This window comes from Phnomibacter ginsenosidimutans (assembly GCF_009740285.1).
GTDB classification, from domain to species: Bacteria; Bacteroidota; Bacteroidia; order Chitinophagales; family Chitinophagaceae; genus Phnomibacter; species Phnomibacter ginsenosidimutans.
Map to the genome: position 1 here is coordinate 52984 of NZ_CP046566.1, position 19269 is coordinate 72252.

The 19269-nt window shown below is 48.1% G+C and carries 14 protein-coding genes and 1 pseudogene; 9 read left to right on the plus strand and 6 right to left on the minus strand.

Annotated features, from left to right (window positions below; translation table 11 throughout):
• The first annotated feature begins 7 nt into the window (after window positions 1–7).
• Window positions 8–1011: pseudogene (gene hypD, locus GLV81_RS00240) on the plus strand (hydrogenase formation protein HypD).
• Between the two features lie 50 nt (window positions 1012–1061).
• On the plus strand, window positions 1062–2078 hold the full coding sequence (gene hypE / locus GLV81_RS00245; protein ID WP_157480618.1) for a hydrogenase expression/formation protein HypE: 1017 nt from the start codon (window positions 1062–1064) through the stop codon (window positions 2076–2078).
• Here hypE and GLV81_RS00250 read toward each other — a convergent pair.
• The 3 genes from GLV81_RS00250 to GLV81_RS00265 all read right to left on the minus strand — a co-directional run bounded on the left by GLV81_RS00250 (window position 2075) and on the right by GLV81_RS00265 (window position 6609).
• Window positions 2075–2602 (minus strand): hypothetical protein, encoded by a 528-nt coding sequence (locus tag GLV81_RS00250; RefSeq protein ID WP_157475872.1) that lies wholly within the window; start codon window positions 2600–2602, stop codon window positions 2075–2077. The genes hypE and GLV81_RS00250 overlap by 4 nt on opposite strands.
• 200 nt (window positions 2603–2802) lie before the next feature.
• Entirely contained in the window at window positions 2803–3387 is a 585-nt protein-coding gene (locus GLV81_RS00255; RefSeq protein ID WP_197428795.1) for a glutathione peroxidase, read from the minus strand.
• Between the two features lie 186 nt (window positions 3388–3573).
• The gene (locus tag GLV81_RS00265) at window positions 3574–6609 is read right to left on the minus strand and encodes an FAD-binding and (Fe-S)-binding domain-containing protein (protein ID WP_246186140.1); all 3036 of its coding nucleotides are present in this window, start codon (window positions 6607–6609) and stop codon (window positions 3574–3576) included.
• Window positions 6610–7029: 420 nt separating this feature from the next.
• Between GLV81_RS00265 and GLV81_RS00270 the strand changes: the two genes are divergently transcribed.
• Together GLV81_RS00270 and GLV81_RS00275 are read left to right on the plus strand one after the other, a co-directional pair.
• Window positions 7030–7938 (plus strand): OmpA family protein, encoded by a 909-nt coding sequence (locus tag GLV81_RS00270; protein ID WP_157475874.1) that lies wholly within the window; start codon window positions 7030–7032, stop codon window positions 7936–7938.
• Window positions 7939–8096: 158 nt separating this feature from the next.
• On the plus strand, window positions 8097–8570 hold the full coding sequence (locus GLV81_RS00275) for a hypothetical protein (protein ID WP_157475875.1): 474 nt from the start codon (window positions 8097–8099) through the stop codon (window positions 8568–8570).
• A 68-nt stretch (window positions 8571–8638) separates the two neighbouring features.
• Here GLV81_RS00275 and GLV81_RS00280 read toward each other — a convergent pair whose 3' ends face one another.
• A complete protein-coding gene (locus GLV81_RS00280) occupies window positions 8639–9493 on the minus strand; it encodes a dienelactone hydrolase family protein (RefSeq protein WP_157475876.1) in 855 nt (284 codons plus the stop codon).
• A 189-nt stretch (window positions 9494–9682) separates the two neighbouring features.
• Between GLV81_RS00280 and GLV81_RS00285 the strand changes: the two genes are divergently transcribed.
• Both GLV81_RS00285 and GLV81_RS19060 read left to right on the plus strand, forming a co-directional pair.
• Window positions 9683–12886, plus strand: coding sequence for a S41 family peptidase (locus tag GLV81_RS00285; RefSeq protein ID WP_197428796.1), 3204 nt, complete (start codon window positions 9683–9685; stop codon window positions 12884–12886).
• A 168-nt stretch (window positions 12887–13054) separates the two neighbouring features.
• Complete coding sequence (locus GLV81_RS19060; protein ID WP_197428797.1) at window positions 13055–13696, plus strand: hypothetical protein; 642 nt, start codon at window positions 13055–13057, stop codon at window positions 13694–13696.
• Window positions 13697–14015: 319 nt separating this feature from the next.
• Here GLV81_RS19060 and GLV81_RS00290 read toward each other — a convergent pair whose 3' ends face one another.
• Window positions 14016–14396, minus strand: a complete 381-nt coding sequence (locus GLV81_RS00290; protein WP_157475878.1) for a DoxX family membrane protein — start codon at window positions 14394–14396, stop codon at window positions 14016–14018.
• A 353-nt stretch (window positions 14397–14749) separates the two neighbouring features.
• Here GLV81_RS00290 and GLV81_RS00295 point away from each other — a divergent pair, with 353 nt between their 5' ends.
• Genes GLV81_RS00295 through GLV81_RS00305 form a run of 3 tightly spaced genes read left to right on the plus strand, consistent with a single transcriptional unit; the run spans window position 14750 to window position 18001 of the window.
• Window positions 14750–16123, plus strand: a complete 1374-nt coding sequence (locus GLV81_RS00295) for a choice-of-anchor Q domain-containing protein (RefSeq protein ID WP_157475879.1) — start codon at window positions 14750–14752, stop codon at window positions 16121–16123.
• Window positions 16060–16764 (plus strand): hypothetical protein, encoded by a 705-nt coding sequence (locus tag GLV81_RS00300; RefSeq protein WP_157475880.1) that lies wholly within the window; start codon window positions 16060–16062, stop codon window positions 16762–16764. Before GLV81_RS00295 ends, GLV81_RS00300 begins: the two co-directional genes overlap by 64 nt.
• Window positions 16765–16792: 28 nt before the next feature.
• Complete coding sequence (locus GLV81_RS00305) at window positions 16793–18001, plus strand: choice-of-anchor Q domain-containing protein (RefSeq protein ID WP_157475881.1); 1209 nt, start codon at window positions 16793–16795, stop codon at window positions 17999–18001.
• Between the two features lie 85 nt (window positions 18002–18086).
• On the opposite strand, the gene GLV81_RS00310 is transcribed toward GLV81_RS00305, so the two are convergent.
• On the minus strand, window positions 18087–19106 hold the full coding sequence (locus tag GLV81_RS00310) for an alpha/beta hydrolase (protein ID WP_157475882.1): 1020 nt from the start codon (window positions 19104–19106) through the stop codon (window positions 18087–18089).
• Window positions 19107–19269 lie beyond the last annotated feature (163 nt).

The following is a 19269-nucleotide window of genomic DNA, read 5'->3' on the forward strand; positions in this document are numbered from 1 at the left end:
GACCATTATGGAAGTATGTGGCGGGCAAACGCATAGCCTGGTGAAAAACGGCATTTTGAACATGTTGCCCGACAAAGTGCACATGGTGCACGGTCCGGGTTGTCCGGTATGTGTAACGCCGCAAAGCCTCATTGATAAAGCCGTGTATCTGGCCGATGAAGCAGGCGTAATCATGTGCTCTTATGGCGATATGCTGCGGGTGCCGGGCACCAAAAAAGTTTGCTGGAAGCAAAAGCAAGTGGTGCCGATGTACGCATTTTGTACTCGCCACTCGAAGCAGTAAACATCGCCAAAGAAAATCCGGATAAGGAAGTGGTGTTTTTTGCCGTAGGCTTTGAAACCACCGCACCGGCCAATGCGTTGAGTGTGATTCATGCACAAAAAGCAGGCATTAAGAATTACAGCATCTTAACGTCACATGTATTGGTGCCACCAGCTATTGAAGCTATTGTTAACGATCCGGGCAATGTGGTGCAGGGCTTTTTGGCCGCAGGCCATGTGTGCACTATCATGGGCATGCAAGAATATGTGCCCATTGTAGAAAAATACAAACTGCCGATAGTGGTAACGGGCTTTGAGCCGGTGGATTTGTTACAAGGCATTTACATGTTGCTGTTGCAATTAGAAAACGGCGAATACAAACTCGAAAATCAATACAGCCGGGTGGTGAGTGAAGAAGGAAATCCGGCTGCGCAGCAAACCATTGCCGAAGTGTTTGAAGTAAGCGACCGCGAATGGCGGGGCATTGCTACCATACCGAAAAGTGGGTATGAATTGAAAGCCGACTACAGCAGGTTTGATGCCAATGTCAAATTTCACATTCCGGATTTGCAATCCATGAAAGACAATGGTTGTATTGCCGGCGAAATTTTGCGGGGCAAAAAGAAACCCTTTGAATGTCCGCAGTTTGGCAAGCAATGCACACCACTTAATCCATTGGGTGCACCTATGGTGAGTAGTGAAGGGGCTTGTGCTGCCTATTATCATTTCAGCAATATTGCTGTAGTGTAAAACACAAATACCTGTTCGTGATGAGTGATACTTTTCAACTCCAATGCCCCATGCCGAAATTCGATTTTGATGCCATCAACCTTGGCCATGGCAGTGGTGGTATTCTATCGCAGCGGTTGCTGAACAGTGGCGTGTTTGATGTACTCAAAAACGACAAGCTGGATGAACGCCATGACGGAGCAGTGTTTGAGTTGCCCGGCAAATTGGCTTTTAGCACCGACAGTTATGTGGTGTCGCCCATCATTTTTCCCGGAGGCAATATTGGTGATTTGGCGGTGAATGGCACCGTGAATGATTTGGCTATGTGTGGCGCCAAAGCAATGTATTTATCGCTGTCTTTTATTTTGGAAGAAGGCCTGCCCATGACCACTTTCTGGCAGGTACTCAACAGCATCAAAATGGCCTGCAATGCTGCTGGCGTACAAGTGGTAACCGGCGATACCAAGGTTGTAGAGCGGGGTAAAGGCGATCAAATTTTTATCAATACATCAGGCATAGGACAGGTGCATGCAAAAGCGGCGCTGGGTTGGTCATCCATTCAGCCCGGCGATGTGGTGCTCATCAATGCACCCATTGCGGCGCATGGCATTGCCATCATGAGTTTGCGTAGCGGCCTCGAGTTTGAAACCAGCATTACCAGCGATACCTGTGCCCTGCATCATACCGTGCTGCAACTATTGGATGAATACGGAGATGCATTGCATTTTTTGCGGGACGCTACCCGTGGCGGTTTGGCCAGTGTGCTCAACGAAATAGCCAAAGACGGTTCGCATGGCATTGAGCTGTTGCAAAAAAATATTCCGGTGGATGAGCAGGTATCGGGTGCTTGTGAAATGCTCGGACTAGACCCATTGTATGTAGCCAACGAAGGCGTATTTGTGCTGTTGGCAAAAGCTGATGTAGCAGATAGCATTTTGCGCAGCATGCAATCAAACGGCTGGCCGCAGGCAGCCATTGTAGGCAAGGTAGTAGCAGAACACGCAGGTCAGGTAACTATGCAAAGCAGCATTGGTGGCCGCAGGGTGGTAAACATGCTGCCGGGTGAACAGTTGCCCCGCATTTGCTAAGGCATGCGTTTGGTTTGTTGTACAAAATCTTTCAAACCATTCAGGTAGATGGCACCTCTTTTTTCTGCTGTATAATCTGCTGAAAGTGAAATGGCTGCTTGTACGGCCAAACCCAATGCTACACCATACAACATCAATTTGTCGGGTTGGTTTTTGAGTAAAAAAATACCAACCAATGCTACCAGCAGCAATACAATTTCCGTCCAGCGATAGACCACAAAATTGCGCATCACTTTTTCCATGCGGGGAATTTCCTGTGTGGCAATGGCATCGGGATTAAGATCCATTTTGTATACAATGTCTTTGCGTTGCGTATCGCTGCGGGAGTACACGGTGTAGCCAACCGTCAACTGCAATAAGCCGACAACGATAAGAGGAACGGCTGCGCCTTTATGCAAGGGCGTTTTTAGCCAAAACCAAAACAGCAAAGCCACCACAACAGCGGTGATGCCAAGCAACACAAAAACGAGGCTTTCTATTTTTTCTGCTGTGAAATACGCTTCGGCATCGGCTTTGGTAAACATGCTACTGCAATAAAGGGTGATACAATCTGTATGCCTTAAGAGACTGTTTAAAATCCATCCACTGCTATCCCCATGGGTCTTTTTGGCTGCAACTGCGTTGGATTTTTCGCCGTAGGCCTCCAGCTACGACTGCAAAATCCGCCTTGTTTCGCTCAAAAATTACCCGATGGGTATTTCCAGTAATGAAAATTAAACAGTCTCTAAGATAAATGTTTTGTAATGGCAGCATCTAACGGATCTACACCAGCCGGAAAAAATTGAATGAGTTGGCCTTCGGGGCTCACCAGGTATTTGCAAAAGTTCCAGGTAGGTATTTGTTTGTTCCAGCCATTTTGTTCGGGTTGTGTGAGCCACTTGTACACGGGTTGCATGCTGCCACCTGTTACGGGTGCTTTCTTCATCAATGGAAAACTCACCCCAAAATTTACCTGACAAAACTGAGCAATCTGCGCATCATTGGCAGGCTCTTGTCCGCCAAAATCGTTGGCCGGAAAACCCAACACTACCAGCTTCTCAGAGTATTGTTGTTGCAATGCTTCCAGCCCGTTGTACTGTGCGGTGTAGCCACATTCGGAAGCAGTATTCACCAGCAATACATACTTGCCTTGCAAACTTTGAAATGGCAATGGCTCCTGATTATTGCGGGTGGCTTGTAAAGTGTAAAATGAAACCGCAGCCGTTTGTTTTTGAGCAGGGGCTGCTGCCGCTGCTTTATTGCCGGTAAGCTTGTGCATGAACATGAGTACAGGGTACAAGCTTTTGAGTAATCGTTGTTTAATGGTCATGGGTTCTATTACAATTTATCGTAATAATAGTTGAATAAAAGGGATTGGCAAATTTCTGTTTGTTGGAATAGCAAAAGACTTTGTTCAACCAATGGTATAGCATGATACAAATAGCCCACGGTTTTATCCGTGGGCTATGCATGTTGTCTACATCATTGCAAATGGATTCATCCATTTGTCTAAAAATTATTGCAAGGCTTCCCACAGCACTTCGATGGGATGCAGGGCTTTGCGGCCAGTACCATCTTTTACCTGATGGCGGCAGCTGGTGCCGGGTGCGGCTATAATCACTTCTTCAGCAGCCGACCGCACTGCTGGAAACAGAACGAGTTCGCCAATCTTCATGCTCAATTCGTAGTGTTCTTTTTCATACCCAAAACTACCCGCCATGCCGCAGCAGCCGCTGGGTATCGTTTGCACGGTATAGTTGGCCGGCAGCGACAATGCCTTCACTGTTGGCGCTACAGAAGCAACGGCTTTTTGCTGGCAATGGCCATGCAGTTTGATACTACGGGGAGCTTGTGTAAACTGCGCTGCTGTGATATTTCCTTTGTCGATTTCTTGTGCTAAAAATTCATCTATCAGCAAGGCATGTTTGGCCAGCTCTTTTGAAGCAGCCAGATTTTCATCAGTAGCCAAATCGGGATACTCATCGCGGAAGGCAAGGATGGCCGATGGCTCAATACCAATGAGTGGAGTATCAGCACTAACCAACGGTGCCAACAATTCGATGTTCGTGTTGGCAATCACTTTTGCCTGCCGCAGCAACCCTTTGCTCAGCCAGGTTCTGCCACTTTCTATGTGTTGCGGAATGATGACTTCGTAACCCAGCTTTTCCAACAGCTCAATGGCTTTTATACCAATGTGCGTGTCGTTGTAGTTGGTGAATTCATCGCAAAAAAGGAAAACCGTTTTTGGTTTGTTGTTTTTGGTTTGTTGTTCGTTGTCCTCCGGAGTTCCGGACTTTTCGCCCTTCGACATCCCGATAGCTATCGGGATCAGGGCTTCAATCTTCTCCCGACTCCCGACTCCCGACTCCCGACTTCCCGTCTTCCGGTCTTTCCGACTTTTATACCACGCCATCAACGTTTGCTTTTGCAACGTCGGCATGCTTCTTTCCGTGGCAAAGCCACTGAATTTTTTCACCAGCGTACTAATGCCTGGAGCGGTCATCACAACATTGTAAGCAGCGGGCCAAATGGCACCCAGCTTAGCCATGCGGGTAAAGTTGGCAATCATACGACTGCGTAGCGGCACACCGTTGGCATCGTAGTAGTGCTGTAAAAATTCGGCTTTCAACTTGGCTACGTCTACGTTGCTGGGGCATTCACCCTTGCAACCCTTGCAGCTCAGGCAAAGGTCCATCACTTCTTTTATTTCCTTATGGTCGAAGCGGTTGACCTTGTTGCTGTGTGTCAAAAACTCCCGCAGAATATTGGCCCTTGCACGGGTGGTATCTTTTTCATTTCTCGTAGCCATAAACGAAGGGCACATGGTGCCGCCGCTCAGGTGTGTTTTGCGGCAATCGCCACTGCCATTGCACTGCTCGGCATGCTGCAGTACATCCTGATTGTGGTAACGGAAAATGGTATTGAATGTTGGCGTTTGTTGCCCCGGCTCGTAGCGCAGCATGCTGTTCATGCTGGGGGTATCTACAATTTTGTTGGGGTTGAAAATGTTGTGCGGATCCCAGGTGTATTTGAGCTGGCGCAGCAGTTCATAGTTTTTTGGGCCAATCATTTGCGGAATGAATTCGCCCCGCAGTCGGCCATCGCCATGCTCGCCACTCAGTGAGCCTTTGTATTGTTTTACCAGCGTGGCTATTTCTTCGGCAATGATGCGGAAGAGTTTGTTGCCCTCGGCCGTTTTGAGATTGATGATGGGTCGCAGGTGAATTTCACCACTACCGGCATGGGCATAGTGCACACTGTACAAGCCGTGCTTTTTCAAAATCACGTTGAAGTCGCGGATGAAATCGGGCAGGTCGTTTACATCTACACTCGTGTCTTCAATCACGGCCACGGCTTTTTCATCACCTGGCAGGTTGCCCAGCAAACCAAGACCGGCTTTGCGCAGGGCCCATATTTTTTTGCAATCATCGCCATACAACACGGGGAAATGATAGCCCAGTCCGGCGGCCCGCATTTCCGCTTCCATGGCTTCAAAAACGGGAGCAATGTCTTCGCGGTTGTCCCGCAATATTTCTACCACCAAAATGGCGCCGGGGTCGCCTTGTACGAAGAAGCGGTTTTTGCGCTGCTCAATATTGTCTTTGGTGCATTCGAGTATGTAGTGGTCAATCAGTTCGCTGGCGCTGGGTTGGTATTTCAGCGCAATCAGGTTGGCCCGCAGGCTTTCATCAATCGAGTTGAAATGAATGCACATGAGTCCGCCTTCTTTGGGCGGCAGGTCGTTTACATGCAGTACAATTTCGGTGATGAAGCAAAGCGTACCCTCGCTGCCAGCAATGAGGCTGCAGAAATTAAAATCGGGTCCGCCGGCGGTAAAAGGCGCCATGTCTACCAGCAGATCGATGGCATAGCCGGTGTTGCGGCGTTCCACCGTTTTTTTCGGAAACTGGCTGCGTATTTCTTCCTGATGGGCTTCTACACTCAGCATGCTACGTACCTGTTTGTACACTTTGCCTTCGAGGGTGGGCAGTTCGCATTTGGCATGAAAATCATCGAGGCTCAGGGCTTTAAAAACCACTTCGCTGCCATCGCTCAAAAAGCCTTTTACTTCCAGCAAATGCTCCCGGGTGCTTTTGTACACCACGCTGTTGCTGCCGCAGCTGTTGTTGCCCACCATGCCGCCAATCATGGCCCGGTTGGCTGTGCTGGTTTCGGGGCCAAAAAACAGGCCGTGGGGCTTCAAAAACATGTTGAGCTCATCGCGGATGACGCCGGGCTGCACCCGCACCCAATGTTCGTCTTTGTTCAGTTCCAGTATCTGGGTAAAATGCTTGCTCACATCTACCACAATGCCATTGCCCACCACCTGACCCGCCAGGCTGGTGCCGGCCGTGCGGGGGATGAGTGAGGTGTTGTGCTCGTTGGCAAAACGAATGAGCGTTTGCAGGTCCTGGTTGTGTTTGGGAATGGCTACGGCCAGGGGCATTTCGCGGTAGGCCGATGCATCGGTAGCATACAGCACCCGCATGGCCTGATCGGTATATAATTCGCCTTGCAGTTGGGTGGCCAACTGGCGCAATGGTTCAGTCATGGTTCTAGTTTCCTTGTAAAAGAAAATCAGGCAGCACTGCGAATGTAAGACCTGCCGCCGGCATTGCATCCGGTACTGTGGAAGAGCTGCTTGCTGTAGGGTTGTTTTTCAAAAACAATCCGTGGATGGCTGGCGAAAAGAAATTGCCCGAAGGAGTATTCCTTTCCCATTTTGAAATGAACTTAGTCTTTCGGATAAATCCGTTTTGTCTCATTTACTGCAGCCTCATTTTTAAAAATTCTTCGCAACTATCCCTTGTTGTGCATGATGAAATACAGCTGCTACATAGCAGGTAATTTTTACATTTGAAGCCATGAATATTAACAGGAAATTGCCCGCCATGCGTGGATAATGCCATTCCTTTACCGCTACACATTTCGTTGCTCACACCCCTTCGTTTATAACCATTAAAAGATTGACATGAAGAAATTGATGATGCCTGTAGCAGGCCTGGTGGTACTGCTGAGCAGCTGTGTCAGCAGCAAAAAATTCCAACAAGCACAAGATGATTATGCGGTGCTCAACAACAAGTACACGCAACTGCAGGAAGACCTGAAGAACTGCGAAAAAGACCTGGTAAAAGCCAGCAATTTTTTGCAAACTTCTGAGAACAACAATGCCAATTTGAAAGAACAACTCAAAACGTATAAGGACCAGGCTTCTAACCTGCAAAGCACCAACACGCAGGTGCTGGGCCGCCTCGAAGACCTGAGTGTGCTGAGCAGTAAGCAGGCCGAAAGTGTACAGCAAAGCCTGGCCAAACTGGCCGAGCGGGATATTTACATCAAAGACCTGCAAGGTGCCATGGCCCGAAAGGATAGCCTGAACATGGCGCTGGTGATGAACCTGAAAGGATCACTCGGCCCCATTGCTGACGACGACATCAATATTGAAGTGGACAAGGGTGTGGTGTACATCAACATCAGCGACAAGCTGTTGTTTACCACCGGTAGCTACGACGTAAACCCCAAGGCCATGAACGTGTTGGAAAAAGTAGCCACCGTGCTGAAGAACCAACCCAACATTGAGTTTATGGTAGAAGGCCATACCGATAATGTGCCCATTAAAGGTGGTGCTCTCCGCGACAACTGGGATCTGAGTGTGCTGCGGGCTACTTCGGTGGTACGCACTTTGCAAACCAAATTTGGCATTGATCCCAAGCGGATGACCGCCGGTGGCCGTGCAGAATATGTACCGGTAATGAGCAACAGCAGCGCCAGTGGCAAAGCCGCCAACCGTCGTACCCGCATTGTGGTACTGCCCGAACTCGATCAGTTTTTCCAACTGCTGAACCCCGGCACCACAGCCGAAAAACCAGCAGGCAAATAAACCTTACAAATAGTGTAGCAATAAAAGCGGCGCCGGTACATACCGGCGCCGCTTTTATGTAAAAGATATAGTCAAATTAAATTACAATGAGCTTATCAGCTAATCGATTAATTTGTAGTATTTGATTCTAATTTGCGGATGCTCCAAATACAAAAGATGTGGTAACTGAAAAAATTTTCAAGACAGCAAAAAGACCATATTATTTCTATATCGTGGTAGTTCTATGGGCTTGCGCTTTTGGTATTTTTTGTATTGAATTAGAAGGAACGACAACTAGTATATACTATGAAAAGTCAATTCTCTTTTTAACCGTAACAACTTTTGTATATGTTTTATTCGGAAGATATCTAGCAACTATTTCACTATCCAAATATTGTATTCGAATAGATTATGTTTTTCCATGGAATAAAGGAATTGAATTTCAATTTGAAACGTTGAAAGAAATTGACTTTAAAGAATATGAAATATTAGATAGGGTTACTACAAGGTGGTATAGAGGAGGAAAGAGATTGTATTTGAAAGATGAAAAGGGGAAAGTCTGTCAGTTTAAATACAATATTAATCCGCTAGACAACCAGCGACTGCTAAATGAATTACAACAAAAATGTGTATCTGGTATAACATTCAGTTGAACCGAACCATCTTCGATTAATTGCTTTGATTATTCGGCGTAGCTAAACAAGCACTACTACGCTTTTTCCTACTTCAAATGCTTTTCCCAAAACGCCAGTGTGCGGCTCCAGGCCAGTTTGGCGGCGGCTTCGTTGTAGCGGGCTGCTGAGCTGTCGTTGTGAAAAGCATGGTTCACCCCTTCGTACAAATATTGTTCATACACTTTGTTGTTGGCCTTCAGGGCATCTTCGTAAGCCTTGGCACCAGCGTTGATGCGTTCGTCTAAACCCGCATAATGCAGCTGCACGGCGGCCTGTATGTCGGGCACTTCGCTCAGCTCGGGCTGGCGGCCATAAAACGCTACGGCTGCTTTGAGGGCTGGCACACTCACCGCCAAACTATTGGCCATAGCACCACCCCAGCAAAAACCGACACAACCAATCTTGCCCGTGCAATCTTTGCGGCTTTGCAGGTACGGTACGGCACCGGCAAAGTTGAGTACGTTTTGTTGGGCATCGAGTTTGGCAAACAAGCCTCGGGCTTCATCTTCATTGGCAGGTGTACCACCCAGCAGGCTTAGGCCATCTACTGCAATAGCTACATAACCAGCTTTGGCAGCTCTTCGTGCTACATCTTCAATATGGGCATTGAGGCCGCGGTTTTCGTGAATGATAATCACGCCCGGATACTTACCCTTTTTGTTGGGCCGGGCCTGATAGCCTTTCATGGTGCCGGCGGCTATGGTGTAGGTTACCTGTTCGGTGGCAATGTCTTCGTCGAGCTCCACGGTTTGCGCCATGGCATAGTTGCCTTCCAGTTGTGGCAGTATGGCCAGGGCGGCGGCTGTGCTGCCGGTAAGCAGGGCCAGGCGTTTCAAGAAAACAGTGCGGCTAAGTGGCTTGTGGGTGTACTCATCGTACAGGTTGATGATTTGTTGATCCATGGCAAAAGGGATAATAAAATGAAGAGAAGGGACACAGGAAGATACTGAGACGCCGGAACGCTGCAAATTGTTTGGGGCAATCCGCAAAGTTTACTGGTATTTTACCGTCTGTATAATCAACAAATGGCTACAACCGTGGCCTGTCCTATTTTGCCAATTATCATTGAATACATTATGCAACTAAAACACATGCTTTCTGCGCTGGGTGTAGCCATGACTACCCTGGTGGCAGCACAATCTTCTTCTGAAGCCGGCTGGCTTCGCTATCCTGCTATCAGCCCCGATGGCAGTAGCGTCGTTTTTACCTACAAAGGTGATTTGTACAAAGTACCTGCCAGCGGTGGTACCGCTTCGCTGCTCACCATGCACGAAGCCCACGACTACAATGCCATCTGGAGCCCCGATGGCAAATACATTGCTTTTGCCAGCGACCGCTATGGCAACTTTGATGTGTTTGTTATGCCCGCCACCGGTGGCGAAGCCAAGCGCCTCACTTTCCACAGTGCTGGTGAAGTGCCTTTTTCTTTTACGCCCGATGGCAAAAACATTTTGTTTGGTGCGGCCCGTATGGATGCGGCCGCCAACCGACAGTTTCCTACCGGTAGCATGCCCGAGTTGTACAGCGTGTCGGTCAATGGTGGCCGGGTGCAACAGATACTCACTACACCGGCAGAAGACGTGAAATACAGTGCCGATGGCAAACGCCTTTTTTACCACGATAAAAAGGGCGGCGAAAACACCTGGCGCAAACACCATACAAGTGCCATTGCCCGTGATATCTGGATGTACGACGTAACCACGGGCACCCACAAACGCCTCACCGGTTTTGCCGGCGAAGACCGTAGCCCCGTGCTGGCCGATGGCGATAAAACCGTGTATTACCTCAGCGAAGCCAGCGGTAGTTTCAACGTGTATAAGATGAATGCGGATGGCAGCAATGCAACAGCCGTTACCAATTTTAAAACGCACCCTGTCCGCTTTTTAAGTGCGGCTAATAATGGTACGCTTTGCTTTGGCTACGATGGACAGCTGTACACACATGCCAATGGTAAAACCAACAAACTCAACATCAGCATTGTGGCCGATGCCCGCAGCACCAATGAAAAGACTGTGGCAGTAGGTGGTGGTGTAAGCGGCATGAAAGTATCGCCCAATGGTAAAGAAGTAGCCTACCTCTTTCGGGGCGATGTGTTTGTAAGCAATGCCGATGGCAGTGGCACCAAGCAGGTAACCAAAACGCCTGAAGCCGAAGAAGACATCAGCTGGCACAGCGATGGCCGCATGCTGGTGTACAGCAGCGAACGCAATGGCAAGTGGAGCATTTACAAAAGCGAAATCGTTCGTAAGGAAGAGCCCTATTTCTATGCCAGCACTTTGGTAAAAGAAACGGTGCTGCTAACGGGTGATAAAAGTGTACTCAACCCCGACATGAGCCCCAACGGCAAAGAGCTGGCCTACGTAGAAAACTACAACACCCTGAAAGTGCTGAACCTCGCCAGCAATCAGAGCCGCACATTGGTGACCCAAAAAGAATGGCTGAGTTGGGGCGATGGTGGCCATGGTGTAAGCTGGAGCCCCGATAGCAAATGGCTGCTGGTGAGCTTTTCGGAGCAAACCATTGGCAATGGCGAGATTGGTATTTTGAGTGCTGATGGCAAGCAGAAAATCAAGAACATTACCCAAAGCGGCTTTGGCGATAGCGGCCCCAAGTGGATGATGAATGGTAAGATGATGCTGTGGTTTAGCGACCGCGATGGCTTGGCGGCTAAGGCCAACAGTGGCGGTGCCCAGCGGGATGCTTACGGCTTGTTTTTTACACAAGATGCCTGGGACAATTTTAAGCTGAGCAAAGACGAAGCCGCATTGGCCAAAGAGCTGAAAGAGAAAGCCGAAAAAGCCGATACCACTAAAAAAGCAAAGCCCGCCAAAGACAGCGTCATGATTGATTGGGCTGGTTTGGATATGCGCAAAGCCCGCCTTACCATTCACAGCAGTAGCATGAGCGATGCCTTGGTAGACAATGCTGGTGAAAACCTGTACTACCTCACCCGTTTTGAGCGGGGTGTAAACCTGTGGAGCACCAACCTGCGTACCCGCGAAACCAAAATACTGGCGCCACTGGGGGCCAACGGTGCGGGCAATATGCAGTGGGATAAAGAAGGCAAAAAAATATACCTGCAAACCGATGGTGGCATTGCCAAAATAGACCCTGCCAGCGGCAAGGTTGACCGCATTGGCATTGGTGGCGAAATGATGCTGGATGTGGCGGCAGAACGCCAGATTATGTTTGAGCATGTAGTGCGTCGTACGGCAGATATTTTTTACAAGCAAGGCTTTCATGGTATTGAGTGGAACAGCATGAGTGCTGCATACCGCAAGCAACTGCCACACGTGGGCAATGGCTACGAGTTTAGCGAACTGCTGAGCGAACTGCTGGGCGAACTCAATGTGAGCCATTGTGGTAGCAGCTATTCATCCATGGCGGCCATGGCCGATGCCACCGCTTCACTGGGTGTGTTTTACGATTATCAGCACAAAGGCAACGGCGTTAGAATTGAAGAAGTGATTGCCGGTGGTCCGTTGGATAAGGCGGGTTTCAATATTACAGCGGGTACCATCATCGAAAGCATCGATGGCGAAACCATTACTGCCGATAAAGACCTGGCGCAATACCTCAACCGCAAAGCGGGTAAAAATGTGCTGTTGGTATTGAACGAAAATGGTAAAAGCCGTGAGCTGGTGGTAAAGCCCATCAGCATGGGCGAAGAAAACGGCCTGCTGTACAAGCGTTGGGTAAAACGCAATGCCGATGAAGTAGACCGCCTCAGCAACGGGCAGCTGGGCTACATTCATGTACCCGGCATGAACGATGGTGCCTACCGTACCGCTATTGAAGAAGCCATGGGTAAATATGCCGGCCGCAAAGCCCTGGTGGTAGATACCCGCAACAATGGCGGTGGCGATTTGGTGGCCGACCTTACCATGTGGTTGAGCGGCAAGCGTTTTATGGAATACAGCAACGACAAAGAAGTGGCCAACTATGAGCCTACTTTCCGTTGGAACAAACCCAGCATCAGCCTGGCCAATGAGGCCAACTATAGCGATGGTCATTGCTATGCATTTGCTTACAAATACCTGCAGCTGGGCAAGCTGGTGGGCATGCCGGTACCAGGTACTTGCTCCTTTGCCGGTTGGGAAATGCTGCAAGACGGACAAACCCGCTGGGGTACCGTACCCATGGGCGTTCGCATGATGGATGGCAGTGGTAAATATTTGGAGAACTACCAAACCGAGCCCGACATCAAACTGATGAACGAATACAACCAGGTAAACAAAGGCAAAGACCAGCAGCTGGAAGCAGCGGTAGCGGAATTGCTGAAAGAGATTAAATAAATGTTTGCATATTCTTTATAAAAAATGCCGCCTCAATGGGTGGCATTTTTTTATAAGTCGTTTTCCTTACATGTGGCCTCTGTGAGACACCAACCAATAAAAAAGGAACATCAAAAAGTTCAAAAGGGGAAAGCCCTAGAATTGTAAGAAAACTAACTAAATTGTAATATGCGTTTCATTTTCGTTTTATTATTCTGCCTTCAAATCTTTACCGGTAGTTCTCAAGATACTGCATTATACTCCACCTCAGGTATACTTGTATACAAGTACAGTAAGTCCAAGATTTCAAAAGATTTTTTTAGTCTTAGAAAAAGATTGAGTAAGAAAGAGAAAAACCACGCCCATCTGGCCAATGATATAATATTGAAGAATAATAACTTCTTTATAAATGGTACTAAGCATTTCAACAAGAGTCATCATGTTGAACACACGCTAAATGGGGATTCTCTTTTTATATGGCATTATTCAGATTGCTGGAACCTTTTATATCTTCTGGAAAATGAAATGAATATTAAGTTTCCAATTGTTTCAGAAATGCCCTATTTAAGTGTACCATATATTTCTTTTCAAGGGATTCCTGACATCGCCTTTAGGATTTTTTCTGTTAATTGTACATTCTTAGAAGTAAATTTATTTGTTGACAATGAGACATTTTGTAATCGTCTTAATGGCACGTGTGATTTTGTAAAGTTTTCTGTTGGCAAATCTTACAAGCTTTTTATTCTCTATAAAGTTGACAGCTATAGTTCCTACTTAGATAATATAAGCTACGATAAAAACATAAAGGTTTTAAAAATACCTGTACTCTGACTTTAGTGTATTTTTTTGCCGTTGCGGGTGTTATCACACCGCAACAGTTGAATCGTCCCCGACTCCCGTCGGGGATGTGTTGGTGGAGCGACTACAGTCGCAAAAAAATGTTGTTGCTGTTGCAGCTGTTATTACCTGCAACATTTTTGTTTCAACGCGGAGGCGCAAAGCCGCGAAGGAATTTTTACCGTAGGAAAAAGAGGCAACGGAAAATGCTATTGCGGAAGTTGCTGGCTTTTGCAAGTGCTATCGTCTGTAGCTATCAGTGAGTGTTGGCAGGTGCGGACACTTTGTAACAAACAGCAGCACCAGCATGTATTTATGCTTTCAACAAACCGAGGTACTTCTCCCGGTTTTCGTAGATAATCCAGCCGAGGCAAACCCAAATAACCAATGCAATGGGCAATCCACTGGGGGCGGTGAAAATATGGGTGAGCAATACACCAACCATCACCGGAAAAACCACCAATACACCCAAGGCTCTGGTACGTGCAAAGAGGATGAGTATGCCTCCTACAATTTCTGCCACGGCAATCAAAGGCATCAGCCATTCAATTTCTACCAGCGCCATGCCATCTTTGATGACTTCCGCAGGCATATCGGGCGGCACGGGCATGTAGTTGAAAAATTTGTTGAGGCCGCCATTGATGAGCAGCAGGCCAAACAGGAGTGATACTACAAACAGGATTTTCTTTTTCATGAGAATAAACCTATTGAAAAAATGCAGGAAGCATGACAACTTTTTTCAACGCAAAGACGCCAAGCAGCGAAGTGTTTTTTTAACGCAGGCAAATGAGGGAAAGGAGAAAGCTGTACCAATCTTATCACCTGCCGCCTTAATAAACAACAACACCTACATGCGTAACCAATTTTCATTTCCTTGCTTTTAATAGCAGCACAAAATTTTATTTCAACAATGGCTTTTCGTTATATTACAAACCGATTATGCTACAGAAACCCTCAAGCAAAGCCATGTTGCATAAGCAATGCAACTAAAGCCATATACCAAAACCCCTGATAAGGAATATGCAGCCCTATCCCAACTGTACCCACATGCAAAACCCAAAAAGGTTTCAGTTTTCACTGTATTGTTTGTTGTTTTTCTTCAGCGTTATTTGTTTCAGTTCGGTAAGCGCCAAAATCATTTATGTAAAAACCGATGGTAGTAATGCCAATGTCGGCAATAGCTGGGTAAATGCTTATCAAACAATACAGCATGCTATTAATGCAGCTGTAGCTACCGATGAGATTTGGGTAGCGGCTGGCACCTACAAACCCACTACTACTGCTGATCGTACCATTTCTTTTGTGCTCAAAAACGGCGTTGCCATGTATGGAGGATTTACTGGTACCGAAACCCAGCTGAACCAGCGCAACCACCTATTGAATGAAACCATTTTGAGTGGCGAAATAGGGGCGGCCAACAATAACAGCGATAATACTTTAAGAGTAGTAGTAGCTACCGATGCAGGCAATGGCACCGTGTTGGATGGATTTACCATTACCGGCGGCAATGCCAACGCCGACCCTTCTGCCTCTGGCGGTGGCCTATACATATTTAGAAGTACCCTCACCGTTGCCCGGTGTAAGATTACGGCCAATAATGCTGCCGATGGAGGCGGTGTTGCTAATGTTGGCGGTGCCCCTGTTTTTTTTGACTGTCGCTTCACTGGCAATACCAGTACCTTCAATGGTGGCGGCATGCGCAACGACGATTCGAAGCCCACACTCGATAACTGTATCGTATCCGGTAATTTGTCGGCGTCAGGTGGCGGCATGTCAAACTTCAGCCTTATCAATAACACCAACCCCATCATCCGGAACACGGTTTTTTTGGGTAACCATGGTTCCGGCACCGGCGGCGCCATATCTAACCTGTCTACTTCGCCGGTTATCGTCAACTGCAGTTTTTCAGGCAATTCAGCCCCTAATACAGGAGGGGGTGTTTTTAATAATGTTTCTGTCAGTGAGGCGTTTTCTGCACCTGTATTAACCAACTGCATTATCTGGGGAAACAGCAGCATCTTCAGCCTCACCGGAAATTTGACCACCATCACCTACTCGATCGTTCAGGGTGGTTTCCAGGGTACAGGCAACCTGAATCTGAACCCATTGTTTTTGAGCCAGCCGCCCATAGGCCTGGGCTCAACCGGCGACCTGAGGGTACAAACCTGCTCGAGAGCAGTAAACGGAGGACTGAACAGTGCGAACCCAACACAGATTGATCCGGTTGGCAACCCCAGAATAGTGCTTGGTACCATTGACATGGGCGCTTATGAGGTGCAATCGCAGCCCGATTGTTGCCCACCGGGAAATGTGTTGTATGTAAATGCCAGTGCCACTGGCAGCAACAACGGCCACAGTTGGGCCAATGCACTTACATCAATTGGCGAAGCCCTGCAAAAGTCGGATCATGCCCGGGCGTAACCGAAATATGGGTAGCGGCCGGTACCTACAAGCCTACAACAGGCACCGATCGGAATGCCTACTTAAGTCTCAAAAACGGCATTGGCATCTATGGTGGATTTGCAGGCACAGAAACAGCACGAAGCCAGCGCAATCTGGAAGTAAACCCCACCATCCTGAGTGCGGATATTGGTGTGCCCAATGATCGCAACGACAATTCGTACCACATTTTTTCCAATACCAATATCGGACCCACTGCCATTCTCGACGGATTTACACTGACAGGTGGCAATGCCAACGGCAGTCCCGGCATTCAGGGGAATACGGGGGCAGCTATCTTGAATTATACAGAGGCTAGTCCAACTATCAGAAACTGTGTATTCTCTGGCAATTCTTCCGAATACGGCGCTTTGGCTAATATTTACAACTCAGTGCCTGCTGTAACAAACTGTTCGTTTATCGGAAACCTGGCCTATCGCGGGGCTGCTATCTACAACTTTGGATCTTCGCCTTCGATTGTTAATTGCAGTTTTTCAGGCAATCAGGTCACAAACAATGGTTCATCCATGCTTAACTCCGCCTCGTCTGCATTACCCTCAAACCCCACTATTACCAATTGTATAATTTGGGGGAAACGGCGGTTCGAATTTTCTGAATTTTAGCTCTACACCGACTATTACCTATTCAATTGTGCAGGGAGGCCAGGCAGGCACGGGCAATCTTGATGTCAACCCACAATTTGTAAGCCAGCCCGCCATTGGTTTGGGTACTGTGGGAGATTTGCGGCTGCAGCTTTGTTCACCAGCCATCAATGTGGGTAGCAATGCAGCCAACAATACCACCACCGACCAAAATGGTAAGCCCCGGATAACATTTGGCACCATCGACATGGGGGGCCATGAGCAGCAGCAGGTTCCACCTCCTCCTGTTGGTTATATTACCAACGTACAGCAATTGCCGCTCAATGGATCCGCCATGTTCTCGGCCACCTGTGGCGCTTTTGCCGAATTGCAAAGTACTGGTGCCAGGCCGGTGAGTGGCACCATAACAGCAAATGTTTTCGTGGATGCCGACCCGCCATCAATGGACGGAAAAAATTATGTGGCCAGGCATTTTGAGCTCATGCCAGGCAACAACGCATTCACCGGCACAGGGCGCATCAAATTGTATTTTACCCAGGCTGAGTTTGACCAATTTAACAGCCTGCCCGACACGGAACTAAAGCTTCCGGCATCCCCCGATGACCAAACAGGCAAAAGCCATCTGAGGATCTATCATTTTCCCGGAGAAGGCATCGTCGGCATTGTTCTGTTTTACAAAATGGGTGTCACCGAAATAGATCCCACCAACTTCGAGATTCTTTGGAACGAAACCGCCCAGCGTTGGGAGATCAGCTTTTTAACCACCGGCTTTGGCGGCTTTTTTGTAAGCACTGCCAATACCAGCGTGTTCTGCCCCGAATCTGAATACCAATGGCATGCCGCTACTAGCGGCACTACCTACCAATGGCAAAAGCTGCAAAACGGTAGCTGGGTAACCCTCGAAGATCGGGATGTTTTTCCTTTCACCAATTCCCCTGTGCTGTTTTGCACTACTTCCATCACTGCTGATTGGTATGGCACACAAATCCGATGCTTGGTGGATGGCAACAAACCCGGGCCGGTGTACACCATTCATTTTGCTACCACATGGACGGGTGCCATCGATAATGCATGGAACAAGCCCGGCAACTGGAGCTGCGGCATTGTGCCCAACCAATACATGAATGTGCGGATTAACAATAATGTGCTCATCTATCCGCAGGTTCCGGTAAATACAACGGTGCGAAGTATAATTATACAACCGGGAGCCACAGTAAATCTGGCACCAGGTGTACAGTTAACCATTACAGGCAAATAAACAAGGAGGTAATACTTCAATGTGAATTCACTAAACGTAAGCTGTTATTTTCGGTTGGTATACTTACCTACCGAAACAATTCGTGTCATTCGTGACCATTCGCATCAATCTGTGCTAGTGCTATCCCCATCACTTCCTGCAAAAAGCGTTTCACCTCCCGCTGCACGGCTGCTACATCTTTGCTTTTGATGGGAGAGCCCTGCACATGGTCTCCTGTTGTAGCTAATTCAACCAATTGTTTTTTATCAGCAGCAGTGCCCAGAGAAGTATGCATCTCCCGCATGGCACTCACTTTTACTACGGGGTCTTGTTCCTGCTCGTTTTTGTAATAGGCCAGTGTGAGCACAGGTTGCTTCACTTTGGCAAAAGTTGTTGGCACCATCGCTGTTTCTAAATATTCCTGCAGCGCCACCAGGCTTTCTATGCGGTACTCGTAGTTCCAGTATTGTTTGTAAATGGGCCGGTCGTCTGTCACGGTACGTGTATTGCTGCCAATTACCAGCTCGGCTATTTGCTGGCCCCAGTGGTTGTTGAGCATCCACGCATTGGGGTCGTTGATGCGAATGTTGGGCGATATCAACACAAGCCCTGCAATCTCCGGATAAGTAGCGGCCAGTTGCAATGCCACCGAGCCGCCGGTGCTGGTGCCCATCAAGATGACTTTTTTACCCAACTGCTTGCCAATGGCATATGCCATTTGTGCCGATTGCCACAGGCCTTCGGGGCTGTAGTGTAGCAGTGGGGCGGCGGTATCTACACCATGCTGGTCGAGGCGGGCCAGATACAGGTTGGCACCCAATGCTTTGGCTATATCGCGGTGCGTAGGGTTGCCTTCTTCCTGGCTGGCACTAAACCCATGCAGGTACACCAGTGCATACTCGGTAGGTTGCTGCAGGCTATCGTTGTACCAAACTATACGTGCTTCGTTGTTGGGTTTTAGTTTGTGTTGTGCTTCCATTTGTTGCACAAATGCAGGCAGTGCAGCAGCCGTGGGTACATTGGGCAAGGCAATGTTGTACACCGGCTGTTTGGGCGAAGGCCCGGCTATATACAATACCATTACAACAGATAGCACCACCAGGGTGCGGGTAATCCAGCTACGCATAGCACAGATAGGTTTTACAAAAAATGAACAAGCAGGTTGAGGCGGGAAGATAACATGCAAAACCATCACCTACAGCCACAAAAAAGGCTGCTACAAAAGGTAACAGCCAATTTTTTGCTCACCACAAAAGCGGTTGAAACAATTGAACAGTGAGCTGGGGGTG

Coding starts and splice junctions, on each gene's coding strand:
- GLV81_RS00285 (WP_197428796.1), top strand. CDS start 9,683: ATGCTTTCTGCGCTGGGTGTAGCCATGACTACCCTGGTGGCAGCACAA.
- GLV81_RS00290 (WP_157475878.1), bottom strand. CDS start 14,396: ATGAAAAAGAAAATCCTGTTTGTAGTATCACTCCTGTTTGGCCTGCTG.
- GLV81_RS00295 (WP_157475879.1), top strand. CDS start 14,750: ATGCAAAACCCAAAAAGGTTTCAGTTTTCACTGTATTGTTTGTTGTTT.
- hypE (WP_157480618.1), top strand. CDS start 1,062: ATGCCGAAATTCGATTTTGATGCCATCAACCTTGGCCATGGCAGTGGT.
- GLV81_RS00270 (WP_157475874.1), top strand. CDS start 7,030: ATGAAGAAATTGATGATGCCTGTAGCAGGCCTGGTGGTACTGCTGAGC.
- GLV81_RS00255 (WP_197428795.1), bottom strand. CDS start 3,387: ATGACCATTAAACAACGATTACTCAAAAGCTTGTACCCTGTACTCATG.
- GLV81_RS00310 (WP_157475882.1), bottom strand. CDS start 19,106: ATGCGTAGCTGGATTACCCGCACCCTGGTGGTGCTATCTGTTGTAATG.
- GLV81_RS00265 (WP_246186140.1), bottom strand. CDS start 6,609: ATGACTGAACCATTGCGCCAGTTGGCCACCCAACTGCAAGGCGAATTA.
- GLV81_RS00280 (WP_157475876.1), bottom strand. CDS start 9,493: ATGGATCAACAAATCATCAACCTGTACGATGAGTACACCCACAAGCCA.
- GLV81_RS19060 (WP_197428797.1), top strand. CDS start 13,055: ATGCGTTTCATTTTCGTTTTATTATTCTGCCTTCAAATCTTTACCGGT.
- GLV81_RS00250 (WP_157475872.1), bottom strand. CDS start 2,602: ATGTTTACCAAAGCCGATGCCGAAGCGTATTTCACAGCAGAAAAAATA.